General features: G+C 59.8%; 12 protein-coding genes and 1 pseudogene. 6 read left to right on the top strand and 7 right to left on the bottom strand.

The window, feature by feature from the left end:
- Positions 1-42: 42 nt before the first annotated feature.
- A complete protein-coding gene (locus ACIQ17_RS24720; protein ID WP_398471901.1) occupies positions 43-639 on the bottom strand; it encodes a DedA family protein in 597 nt (198 codons plus the stop codon).
- Positions 640-875: 236 nt separating this feature from the next.
- Between ACIQ17_RS24720 and ACIQ17_RS24715 the strand changes: the two genes are divergently transcribed.
- The 6 genes from ACIQ17_RS24715 to ACIQ17_RS24690 all read left to right on the top strand — a co-directional run bounded on the left by ACIQ17_RS24715 (position 876) and on the right by ACIQ17_RS24690 (position 7,222).
- Positions 876-1,571, top strand: a complete 696-nt coding sequence (locus ACIQ17_RS24715; protein WP_398471899.1) for a cytochrome c oxidase assembly protein — start codon at positions 876-878, stop codon at positions 1,569-1,571.
- Positions 1,572-1,612: 41 nt separating this feature from the next.
- Positions 1,613-2,689: a c-type cytochrome gene (locus tag ACIQ17_RS24710; protein WP_398471898.1), complete on the top strand. Its 1,077-nt coding sequence runs from the start codon at positions 1,613-1,615 to the stop codon at positions 2,687-2,689.
- On the top strand, positions 2,686-3,699 hold the full coding sequence (gene coxB, locus ACIQ17_RS24705; protein ID WP_398471897.1) for a cytochrome c oxidase subunit II: 1,014 nt from the start codon (positions 2,686-2,688) through the stop codon (positions 3,697-3,699). The genes ACIQ17_RS24710 and coxB overlap by 4 nt, the downstream gene beginning before the upstream one ends.
- A 7-nt stretch (positions 3,700-3,706) precedes the next feature.
- On the top strand, positions 3,707-6,217 hold the full coding sequence (gene ctaD / locus ACIQ17_RS24700; protein WP_398471902.1) for a cytochrome c oxidase subunit I: 2,511 nt from the start codon (positions 3,707-3,709) through the stop codon (positions 6,215-6,217).
- A gap of 5 nt (positions 6,218-6,222) precedes the next feature.
- Complete coding sequence (locus ACIQ17_RS24695; RefSeq protein ID WP_398471896.1) at positions 6,223-6,579, top strand: hypothetical protein; 357 nt, start codon at positions 6,223-6,225, stop codon at positions 6,577-6,579.
- A 112-nt stretch (positions 6,580-6,691) separates the two neighbouring features.
- On the top strand, positions 6,692-7,222 hold the full coding sequence (locus ACIQ17_RS24690; protein WP_398471895.1) for a DUF421 domain-containing protein: 531 nt from the start codon (positions 6,692-6,694) through the stop codon (positions 7,220-7,222).
- 1,432 nt (positions 7,223-8,654) lie between these two features.
- On the opposite strand, the gene ACIQ17_RS24685 is transcribed toward ACIQ17_RS24690, so the two are convergent.
- From ACIQ17_RS24685 to ACIQ17_RS24660, 6 genes and pseudogenes are all read right to left on the bottom strand, one after another.
- The gene (locus ACIQ17_RS24685; RefSeq protein ID WP_398471894.1) at positions 8,655-8,882 is read right to left on the bottom strand and encodes a hypothetical protein; all 228 of its coding nucleotides are present in this window, start codon (positions 8,880-8,882) and stop codon (positions 8,655-8,657) included.
- Positions 8,883-9,657: 775 nt separating this feature from the next.
- On the bottom strand, positions 9,658-9,780 hold the full coding sequence (locus ACIQ17_RS24680) for a hypothetical protein (RefSeq protein WP_398471892.1): 123 nt from the start codon (positions 9,778-9,780) through the stop codon (positions 9,658-9,660).
- Positions 9,777-10,190: a DUF6766 family protein gene (locus ACIQ17_RS24675; RefSeq protein WP_398471891.1), complete on the bottom strand. Its 414-nt coding sequence runs from the start codon at positions 10,188-10,190 to the stop codon at positions 9,777-9,779. Before ACIQ17_RS24675 ends, ACIQ17_RS24680 begins: the two co-directional genes overlap by 4 nt.
- Before the next feature lie 266 nt (positions 10,191-10,456).
- A complete protein-coding gene (locus ACIQ17_RS24670) occupies positions 10,457-10,630 on the bottom strand; it encodes a DUF3606 domain-containing protein (RefSeq protein WP_398471889.1) in 174 nt (57 codons plus the stop codon).
- Between the two features lie 44 nt (positions 10,631-10,674).
- Positions 10,675-11,019: pseudogene (locus ACIQ17_RS24665) on the bottom strand (response regulator); the annotation flags it as partial.
- A 320-nt stretch (positions 11,020-11,339) separates the two neighbouring features.
- The coding region (locus tag ACIQ17_RS24660; protein ID WP_398471887.1) for a hypothetical protein at positions 11,340-11,538 on the bottom strand (199 nt) is incomplete at its 5' end.

Here is an 11,538-nt window from a genome sequence, read left to right as displayed (position 1 = left end):
TTCCGCAACAAGCCTTCCCGATTCCTGAACAAGCACTCGCGATCATTTTCGATCGAACGTGACAACGCGATACAAATAGACCGCGATTACTGCAAGCAAAACGGCTGTCCCCACTCGTTCAACCAGTCCAGAAGCGGCGCTGTAGTTTTCTCCAAGCGCGTATCCCGCCAAAGCGAGCGTGGCGCTCCATGCGAGCGAACCGATTGTGGAAAGAGCGATAAATTTGCCGGGATGAACGTGAAAGACCCCGGCCGGCACCGAGATGAGAGTTCGGACGCCCGGGATGATACGACCGAAGATCAACGTCAGCACGCCCCACCGGTTGAACCAGCGGTTTGTACGATCGACGTCGTCCGCCGTCAAAGTGAGCCAACGTCCGTGGCGGACGGCAAACTGCCTCAGTCGTTCTTGGCCCAGCCATCGTCCGACGCCGTACCAGAAAAAAGCTCCGAGGAGCGTGCCGCATGTTCCGGCGACAATCACGCTGACTATGTTGAGGCTCCCGCGCGAGGCAACAAACCCCGCCAACGGCATGATCACTTCGGAGGGGATTGGCGGGAAGACGTTCTCCAGAAACATAAGAAGGAAGATACCGATCACACCGCTACGCTCAATGATCGATGTCACAGTTGCGACCATGGACCGACCTTCTTCCGTTTTTAATATGCGACTGCTCAGCAAGCCCGACGCAAAGGCCGTCCACTTTGCGAGGCCGCAATGAGACCAATTAGGAACCGCAGGAAGAGTTCCAACAGGCTTGCAGTTCTTTTGCGTTGCCTCGTCACTGCTTCGCGCGGTGCATCGACAGGGGGCGTTGATTTGCACGTCCCACTCGTTAGTCTGCCATAGACTTCGGATCGAACTGAGGCTTCACGTTGCGTCTTCATCTTCAGACAGGCTGTGCGATCAATACACCATTGTCTGCACCCGCTCTTGTCAGCGCCGCGGTGGTCCTCTGTTCTGGATTTCTCATCCTTCTGATCTACGATCTTGGACACCTGTCAACGCATATGATGTTGCATATCGCGACCATGAACGTGGTCGCACCGAGCGTCGCGGTCCTCATTGCCGCCTTCTACCCCCTTGCCAGACATTTCAAGACGACTGCCTCAGGCCTATGGGCGGCTTCGCTGATCCAGATCGTGGCCTTCTGGGCGTGGCATGCGCCCGCTGTCCATGACGTCGTGACGCATTCGTTCCCGCTGACATGCCTGACACAGGGGACACTCTTCATCGCTGCACTAACGTTTTGGCTCGCCTTGTTGACGACCTCCGCGAATGTACGCTGGCAGACCATTCCGGCATTACTGCTGACCGGAAAGCTGGCGTGCCTGCTGGCAGCCTTGCTCATCTTCGCGCCCCGGACGCTCTACGCATCGACAGGCCATACCGGACATGTAGCCGCACTGCCTGCTGCCGCTTCACTCGACGATCAGCACCTAGCCGGCCTGCTGATGATCACCGCCTGCCCGCTCAGCTATCTGGTCGCTGCCGTCATCATCACTGTGCAACTGATCACGCCCCGGCCCTCTCCGGCAAGCGCAGCGCATCAGAACGCGCCGGTCGGATGAACTTCCCGTCCCACCTTACATGGACGATCAAGCTCGTTCTCATGGCGGCCAGCGCAGTCGCGATCAGCGGCTTCATGTTCGCATGGTCGGGACTGTACAACGTGGCCGCCAGTCGCGGTCACTGGACAATCACTAACCATCTTCTCACCTTCGGCATGCACAACTCGGTGAGAACCCATTCACTCGGCATCGAAGTGCCACCGCTCGACAGCAGCGATCTCGCGATACTCGGCGCCGCCCATTTTCATAACGGCTGCGCTTTCTGCCACGGCGCGCCCGGCGTGGCGATCAGCCCGATCGCACAGAGCATGCTGCCCTCGCCGCCGGACCTGTCCGGCGTGAACGACGAATGGCGCGCACAGGACCTGTTCTGGATCGTGAAGAACGGACTGAAATATACGGGCATGCCAGCGTGGCCCGCCGCCGAGCGCGACGATGAAGTCTGGGCGCTCGTTGCCTTTCTGAAGCGCCTGCCCACGCTCGACGCCGCCGCCTATCGCAAGATGGCGCTCGGCGGTCTGTCGGTTCCCGCGCAGAGCGGACGCCAGATCGCCACCACCGAGGGCACGTCCGAGGCGGTCAGCGCGTGCGCGCGGTGTCACGGCGAGGCCGGACGCGGACCGACGAGCGCCCTGGTGCCCGTCCTGCACGGCCAGCCGATGGATTTCCTGATGCAGGCTCTGGAAGATTACGCGCATGCACGGCGCCCAAGCGGCATCATGCAGCCCCTGGCGAGCGACCTCTCTCCCGATGATCGTAAGCGGGTTGCACGCTATTATGCCGAGCTCCAGGCACTCGATGCAGCGGACACGCCGGCGGATACTGGCGCCATTGAGCGTGGATCTCTGATTGCCACACGCGGCGATCCCGCTGCACGCATTCCGGCTTGCACAGAGTGCCACACAGCCTCGTCAATTACGGCCTATCCGCGCCTGTCCGGCCAGAACGCAGCCTATATGGTCAACCGGCTGAAGCTCTGGAAGGGCGGACTGACTGCGCGCACCGGCAATGATGCGATCATGGCACCGATCGCACGATTGCTCGATGACCGCCAGATCGAAGACGTCTCGGCCTATTTCGCATCGGTTGTTCCCGAGACGCGGAAGCCCGCCCAATGACGCGCGCGAGATCATGCGGCGGCCTGCTTGCACTTGCGATCGGTCTCGGCGGCTGCGGCCGTGACGTGCAATCGGTTCTGGCTCCGCAGGGCGTGCAGGCCGAACAGATCGCCACATTGGCATGGCTGCTGTTCGGCTTCGGAGCCGCCGTGTTGGCCATCGTCATCGCAGCGCTATGGCTCGCCATCGCGGGGCCGGAGCGAATGCGCCGATGGCTGGCCAAGGAGAACGCCATCGTGCTTCTCGGAATCGTATTTCCAGTCGTCACGCTCACGGTACTGCTCGGCTATGGCGTCTGGGTAATGCGGTCCCATCTCGATGTGACGCGTAGCGACAACACTGTTGCGATCGAGGTCGTCGGAGAACAATGGTGGTGGCGCGTCAATTATTCCGGCGCCGACGGCAAGCCGATCGCAAGCGCCAATGAAATTCGCGTCCCCGTCGGCATCCCCGTGGACTTCGCGTTGAAGTCGGCCGACGTCATTCACAGTTTCTGGGTGCCAAGCCTCGGCGGCAAGGTCGATATGATTCCCGGTCGCAAGACGCGTCTGCGGCTCATGGCGCAGCGACCCGGGATCTACCGCGGGCAATGTGCGGAATATTGCGGCGGCCCGCATGCGCTGATGTCGTTCGAAGTGATCGCGATGCCCGCGGCCGAGTACACGGCCTGGCTCCGGCGCGCCGCCGCGCCAGCCCTGGCACCGCAATCCGATGATCACGAGCGCGGGCGCTCCTTGTTCATCGCTGCCGGCTGCGGTGCCTGTCATGCGGTGCGCGGCACCGCCGCCACCGGCACCATTGGACCTGACCTGACGCATATCGGATCGCGGCGCTCGGTCGGGATAGACACGCTGCCGCTGAACCACGTCAATCTGAAGCGCTTTATCACCGAGGGCCAACACATCAAGCCCGGCAATCCGATGCCGGAGTTTCGCATTCTCAAGCCGGCGGACGTGGACGCACTGTCGGCCTATCTTTTAACGCTCAAGGTGAACGACCAGGATGGCTGACACCGCCGTGCAATTTCCGAATGCACTCCCAAGGCCCCACGGAGAAGAGGCCGCGCTCAAGGCCATCTGGGCGTCCCCGAAATCGTGGCGCATCGTCACCGATGTCAACAACACGGTGATCGGCTATTTCTATGTTGGTACCGCCCTGCTGTTTTTCCTTCTGGCAGGCATTCTGGCGCTGCTGATGCGGCTGCAACTCGCCGTGCCGAGCAACACGTTTCTGAGTCAGGAAACCTACAACCAGATCTTCACGATGCACGGCACCGTGATGATGTTCCTGTTCGCCGTACCTGTCGTCGAGGCGATGGGCATCCTGCTGCTGCCACAGATGCTTGGCGCGCGCGACCAGCCTTTTCCGCGTCTCGGCGCCTTTGCATTCTGGGCGTATTTCGTCGGTGGTCTGATTTTCTTCAGCACGCTGTTCTTCGATCTCGCGCCGAATGGCGGCTGGTTCATGTATCCGCCGCTCACGAGCGCGCAGTTTTCGCCGGGCATGGGCGCGGATTTCTGGCTGCTCGGAATCGGCTTCATCGAGATTTCGGCCATCGCCGGCGCAATCGAGATCATCGTCGGCGTGCTGCGCACCCGCGCGCCCGGCATGACCCTCGACAAGATGCCGATGTTCGCCTGGACCATGCTCATCTTCGCCGGCATGATCGTGTTCGCCTTCCCAGCCGTGATCCTTGCCACGCTGTTGCTCGAACTGGAACGAGCATTCGGGTGGCCTTTCTTCGTCGCGGCCAAAGGCGGCGATGCGCTGCTGTGGCAGCATCTGTTCTGGTTCTTCGGCCATCCCGAGGTATACATCATCTTCCTGCCCGCAGCAGGAATGGTGTCGATGATCGTGCCGGCCATGTCCGCCACACCGCTGGTCGGCTATCGTTTGGTGGTCGTCGCATTGATCGCGACCGGCTTCTTCAGCTTCGGACTCTGGGTCCATCACATGTTCACGACGGGCATTCCGGCGCTGTCGCTGAGTTTCCTTTCGGCAGCCAGCATGGCGGTGTCATTGCCGAGCGGCATTCAGGTCTTTTCGTGGATCGCCACGATCGCAACAGGGCGGCTGCGCTGGGCGCCGCCGTCGCTGTTCGTGCTGGGCTTTCTATTCATTTTCACGCTGGGCGGGCTCACCGGCGTGATGGTCGCGATGGTCCCGTTCGACTGGCAAGCCCACGACACCTACTTCGTCGTCGCGCATTTTCACTATGTGCTGGTGGGCGGCATGGTGTTTCCGCTGTTCGCTGCGTTCTACTACTGGGCGCCGGCGTTCAGCCGCCACGCGCTGTCCAACCGGCTTGGCACCGCCGTCTTCTGGCTAATGTTCGTCGGCTTCAATGTCGCGTTCTTTCCCATGCACCTTACCGGCCTGATGGGCATGCCGCGGCGCGTCTACACCTATCCGTCAGTCATGGGCTGGGACGTCCTGAACATGATCTCCACCATCGGCGCCTTCTTGTTTGCGGCCGGCGTCCTGCTGTTCGTTCTCGATCTCATCCGCAACCTACGCCCCGGCATCGCGGACACGGCAGGGAACGTCTGGAACGGCGCCTCGCTGGAGTGGCTGCCCAATGGCACCTACGGCCCGCGAAGCATTCCGATTGTCACCAGCGCCGACCCGCTCTGGGACCAGCCGAAACTGGCAGAGAACGTCGATGCCGGCCGTTTTTATCTGCCGGGGACGGCTACGGGGCGGCGCGAAACCATCGTCACCTCGCCGATCGACGGCATTCCGCAATATATTCTGCGGCTGCCCGGGCCGGGCTGGACACCACTGCTGGCGGCGATCTTCACCGCGGCCTTCTTCATGCTGCTGACTGCCAAGGCGACCGCCATGGCGCTCGCCTGCGGCCTGCTCGCCGTCATCATGATCCTCGTCTGGATGTGGGACAGCGATCCGAAGCCGCTGCCCTCCGTTGATGTCGGTGGCGGCATCACGCTTCCCACTTATGCAACCGGATCGTCGTCGCATTCCTGGTGGGCGATGATCATCCTGATGCTGGTTTCAGGCTCGCTCTATCTGGCCTATGCGTTTTCATATCTCTATCTCTGGACCGTCTCGCCCCAATTCTGGCCGAAGCCCCATGCGCTTGCGCCGCTGCAATCCCCGGTCATCTCCGCCGTCGTCCTCGTACTCGGCAGCGCCATCGTCGTCATGGCCAAACGTCTGCTGCCCAACGAGACACGAAGCGGCTGGGCTTTCGCCTTGCTGACCGTCCTGTCCGGCGCCGCGCTCATTGCGGCGCTCGTTCACGACGTGTCCAGCCACTGGCTGTCCGGCCTGCGACCGGATGCCGACGCCCACGGCGCGATGGTCTTTATGGGAGCGTTCCTGCAGACACAGTTGACGCTCCCTGTGGTGGTCATGGCGACATTCGCCATCGCGCGCGGTGCTGCTGGCCGACTCGACGCCGAACGGCGGGTCGTCTTCGACAATTTTGCCCTACTCTATTACTACACGGCTGGGCAAAGCCTGCTCGGCCTCTTGCTCGTGCATGGTTTTCCGAGACTTGCGGGGTGATGTTCATGACAGTCCGGCCGCTTGCCGACCTGCTTCGGATCGCCGTCGCTCCCTTGATCTGGTTCTTGCATCTCTCAGCCGTCTACGCCGCTGAGGCAATGATCTGTTCCGGGATCCTGAACACGCGGTCAAATATAGGGTGGATTGTCATCGTGTTGACGATGAATGCGCTTCTCGGGCTTGCAATGACGGCAATAGTTACTGCCAGAGGCGCAGGACGGGGCAACAGCTGGCTTCGGACTGCCGCGCTGATCCTGACCTTCTTGTCGGTGGTCGGCGTCGCCTGGACATCGCTTCCATCATTTCTCCTGCCGGGCTGCGCGAGCGCTGCGATCGGAACGGCGCTCGGCACGGTCGTCTGAGGCGTAAGGCGCCCCGAAACGCTGACCTGGCTCGACGTCACGGGGAACCCTGCACGTTCCTCGGCCGTTGCGATCTGCGGCAGTACAATCGATAGCATTCCGAGGCCCCGAGGTGATCGACTGGTCGTCCATTCTCGTTCCGCAGAATTCTATTGCCGAGGTAATTTTACGCGGCACGCTCATCTACTTCCTGTTGTTCTTCATCCTGCGCTTTTTCCTCAACAGGCAGGCCGGAGCAGTTGGCATTCCCGACCTGCTGGTCGTCGTGCTCATCGTCGAGGCTACAACGGATGCACTGGGCCGCAACGAGTCCGTTACGGAAGCGGCGATCCTGATCTGCACCGTGATGTTCTGGAGCTATGGCTTGCAATGGCTCGCCTATCGCGTGCCCGCTTTGGAAATCCTGATCACATCGCCCAAGGTCAAGCTTATCGAAAATGGGCGAATGCTGCGACGTAACATGCGTAAGGAGCTCGTAACGGAAGACGAATTGAGATCGCTGCTACGGACGCAAGGCGTGGAGAAGCTAGAAATCGTCAAGCTTGCTTGCCTCGAAAGCAGTGGAGATATCAGCGTCATTACTTACGAGAGCGAAAACGAGTCCGGCTCCGGCCATACCAATAGAGCCAAGGAACTTTCCTAAGTGTGGGCAGACCGTCGGGCCGCTTCATCGTAACGTCCACTTTGCGCCAAATCCGGACTTCGACTGAGGGCTCGAGCTTTTCTCACTTTTCATTTCTGAAGGAACGCCTGTCTTTGCCGCAGCTGATGCTGAGTTCATTGGCATGAGCGAGGTGAGACCACTTCACGTTGGCAGAGAGATGCGCCACGTGCAATCGACGCCATCTCCATGTACTGGACGAATACAGCCACAAGACAAGCCTCACAGGCACGCCTGCCGACGTCAACGCCTAAAGTGCTCGTCAGCGTTTAGTTTACTTTCGGCGTCACGCACCTTCGGGCGCCATCGATGCCGATGCATCGTCCGAGAGACCTCGAATAACAGCGCAAGACGACAATTGCCAAGGTCGCACGTCGTCACGGGATTAGACTGGCGGGCATCCGGCAGCTCAGGGCGCAGATCCCGGAATTTGACGAAAAGGCTTCGGCGCTACTAAAGCTGGGCTAGGTAAGTCCCGACAACCAGGAGCGTGACCACAATCGCCTCCGAAATCGCGAACGGGGCAGACCGCCGCAAACTGCTCAATGGACAGCTGTGTCCAGAGTGACGCAGGTCCGCTTTCGCTGGCGACGATCCACGCTGGTCACTTTCATCACCTACCCTGCCGAGCAATTGCCGCCTTGGACGTAGACCACGGCGAATGGGTTGAGAGTGTGAGGTTCACGGAAAAGGATGGTTTGTGCCGGCGCGGACCCGGCAAGGGTCAGGAAGCCGATACACAGAATAACGGTACGCATAACTCATCTCCACAGCCGACGATGGCCTACAACATCGGCGTTGAGAATTAGTTGCTCAGCACAGATGTCGCAGGCCTCGGACTAACGGGCGGCCGTCCCCTCAAAGGACAGATTGTTCTCCCGGGCGGCGCCCCGACTGTCCAGCGGCAGGCCGCGCATGTTGACCCCGGACTTCATATTCTTCTTCTAGCTGGAGCGGGTCCACATCTCGTTGATGATGGTGCCCAGCATGCTCTTGTGGCAGTGGAATACTGCCAAATCGATTATTCCTTTGACGACGAGATCCATCGTCCCCAAAAGTTTGGGATATCCCGGTACGAAGGCACGTAAGCGCGCCTACCACTACGCTGCATTCCTTCAGCTGAACGGCACTCAGAGTTGGAGCGGGCCGCGACAATTCGTCAGGCGGAGATCAAGTTGGAGATGAAAGCGGGCCTAGCGAGAACCGGGCATTCTGCCGAATAATTTGTAGGGCAGCGGGGACTCATGCCGAAGAAGCAGCAGCAAAGACACCGAAGAAAGCGGTAAAGAAGGCATCCCGCAAGCCTGCGATTGGCGAGATCGTCGGCGCCCCCGCGAGAAAAGTGCTCCCGGCAAAAAGTTGGCAGTTAAGAAATCTCACCGTTTCGGCTGAGCCGATTATTGGTCACGCGCCTTTAGCCGGGCCGTTTGCCCCGCTCTCGTAACCTGACGCAGCCATAAATCAAAGCCATTGAGAACGGTGCTGCGGCCGAAGTCCAAAGGGCAAAAGGCACCTGCTCAATACCAACGTCATCGTCAGACACGGCATTCCAGACGACATAGGTGAGGATACCGCCTTCTACGATCAGGCAGCCCGCCAGTATCATAAGGCCGACGTTGCGCTCGTACCGAGAACGGGCCATGGCGCTCCTCGTCTAGATATGTTTGCCCCCTAAACGAACAGATCGCTATTCATAGCATAAGCAGCGGCCCAAACGGCATCTGCTTCATCCGCTCTTAAACAAACGCCCCCACCGAGCCGTAGCCGCAGCCTGCATCTCAGGCTGCTTAGCATTGCCCTTCCCGGTCGCGTGCTTCTTCAGTAGAGCGAGATGGACTGCTGACCACAGGAGCCCCTCCAGCTCGCAGGCGAGGATGGGAGCTCCAAGCATTGGGAAGAGTGCTTTGACGCTGGAGAGCTGACCGGAGAATGGCTCTTCGATGCAGACGCCGATGCAGTCAGGGCCTGCAAAGCATTTGGCGATCCCGGCGATGCCGACTGTGCGACTGCCGATGGTTGCTTCAAGCCGAACTGTCTGGGCATCGATCTCTCCCTCGGTGAATACCCGTGCAACGCCGAGCGAGGTTCCAAGATCCAGACCAAGGACGAACTTGCGGCCTATCGCACCATCTTCTCATTGAGGGCGCGGGCGAAGGTCGCAGAAGCAGGCTCATTAAAACGCTCCATGTCGTACAGAGCACGCTGGCGCCCGCGTTGCGCAATAAAGCGCTTAACCTTCTCGACTAGGCTAACAGGAATCCGAACAAGAACGGTAGGCTCACCGTAAGAACCAGTACCGCGAGGACGCCCAGCACCAGGCCGTCGCCCTCCTCTCCGCTTTCCGGTGCCCTTGGTCCAATCCATTCAAGAATGATGCGCCACATGTCTAAACGTGACAACACATTGCTTCGGCAGGGTCAGTTGTAGAACGCGAGCACGCCGGCTAACCCGAGCGTGAAGATGACAGCTGCAGAAAGGAGCAGCACGACATCCTCTTCGTCCTCTGGATCGCGTTCGTCCGACGGGGGGATGCGAGTCATGCTTCCCGCTCAGCCGTCAGGCGGGCCAGCTCCGTATCCGTGTGGCGTCCCTCGTATCTTTCGTCGATCTTCTTGATTGCTTTATCGCCGTTGGGATCGACGGCGATCAGGATAGCGTCCAACTTTGCCTCCATGCGGTCGTCCCCTTCTTTCGATTGAGGCGAGCCGACATGGAGCAACAGCGCAAGTCCGGCCACTTGCCAAAGAAGCTGCAGGAATTCCGACTGCCAGTTTTCCAGCGTGTCCCTCATCATCTCGACGAAGTAGCCCGAGAATTCGGGAGACTGGCTCAAAGTCTGTTGCTCGCTGACGTAGGCAAACCAGCCGAAGACCCAGTGGCCAATCAGGGAGATGATGAAGAAGCCACCCGTTACCCACGCGAAACCGTATCGGTGCAGACCTCGCTTCAAGCTGGCCTCCTGAAGCTAGACGTACGTGCCGTCGTTTCGTCGCTGGCCAGGTCGGAGGCTCTCCTCGTCTCGTTGCAGCATTTCGCGGCGCCTCGCTTTCAGTTCGCGCACGCCTGCCAACTCTCCGCCGAGCTGATGTGCAGCTTTCTTCGCCGAAGACTCCGAGCGGCTGAGGGCCGCAGAACAGCGGGCCGCTGACGCTCCCTGGGCTATCAGCACCCGCAATTTCTGGAGATCTTCGTACGTCCAACGCCGAACCAGCGGCCTCATGCCGCCAGCTCCTTGCGGACAGCGGCGGCCGAGTTACCGACTTTATCGACGACCTTTTGAAGCTCATCACGCGTGACGCCCAGCTGATGCGTCCAGTATTTGACCTCATGGGCCTCGTGCATGTTGATTTTGCTATGGTCGGGCTGGCCACGGTTTGACAGACTGTCCACGGCGTTCCTCCTGGCATGATGGAAGGAAACGAGCGTGGAACCGCCTAGTTCCAAGGCGCGCGATTGCCTGAATTGGCATCCCAATGGCGATTTACCACCTCAAGGGCTTTGAGTACGTCTCCCGACGGATAAGGCTTGGGCAAAAAGACCGCATCGGAGGGCATCTCGCCTGCCATCGGCCGGTGTTTGCCGCTGGCAGTTACGATGTCGACTGGCGGCCAACGATCCTTGACCACGGCGGCAAGCTGAAGGCCATCCATTGAACCGGGCGCGTCGATATCAGTGAAGACCACGTTGATATCGAGGTCTCGTTCAAGGATCGCGACAGCTTGGTCTGCATTACTCGCGGTGATGACAGTGTATCCCTCATCGCGCTGGGCAATGGCCGTCCAGCCTTCCGCGGATACTCGCGCCCCACAAGTTCACTGCGAGCTTATCCGACATGACACGCCTTCTCAGTGGCGAGAAACGACATCTCGCAAGTGATTAACAGGGTGCCTGGAGGGAGCGAAGACTTCCCCCTTTGTGGGGGATGGTCTAGATCTCTTCGCCAGGCTAGTCGGGCGGCGTTTGTCGAGAACGTCGCCCGCATTGTTTGTAAGACGCTTCGCAGGAACAAGACGCGCCAATTCCCGGATTATACCCGGAAAACTGTTCTTCCTCCCCGCAAACAACTAGGGAACAGATTCTTGGAGATCCGGCCCTGATATCAATGGGTTAGGCTGTTCTGCTCAGTCGGAGGGGTTCTTAAGTCGGCGACGTCGCGATCCGCCGCGAACTTCACCGATGAGTAGACGTGTTTCTCGAAGGATTTTTTGGGAGTGATGCGGAGAATGCGATGAGCAACGCGCAAAAGGATTCTCACGGATCCAGCATAAAGATGGGAGACATGAATTTCCTCAGCGGCA

It is taken from the genome of Tardiphaga sp. (assembly GCF_044340795.1).
Classification (GTDB): domain Bacteria; phylum Pseudomonadota; class Alphaproteobacteria; order Rhizobiales; family Xanthobacteraceae; genus Tardiphaga.
Note: the sequence above shows the minus strand (reverse complement) of the source record. Positions and strands in the feature narration are given on the sequence as shown.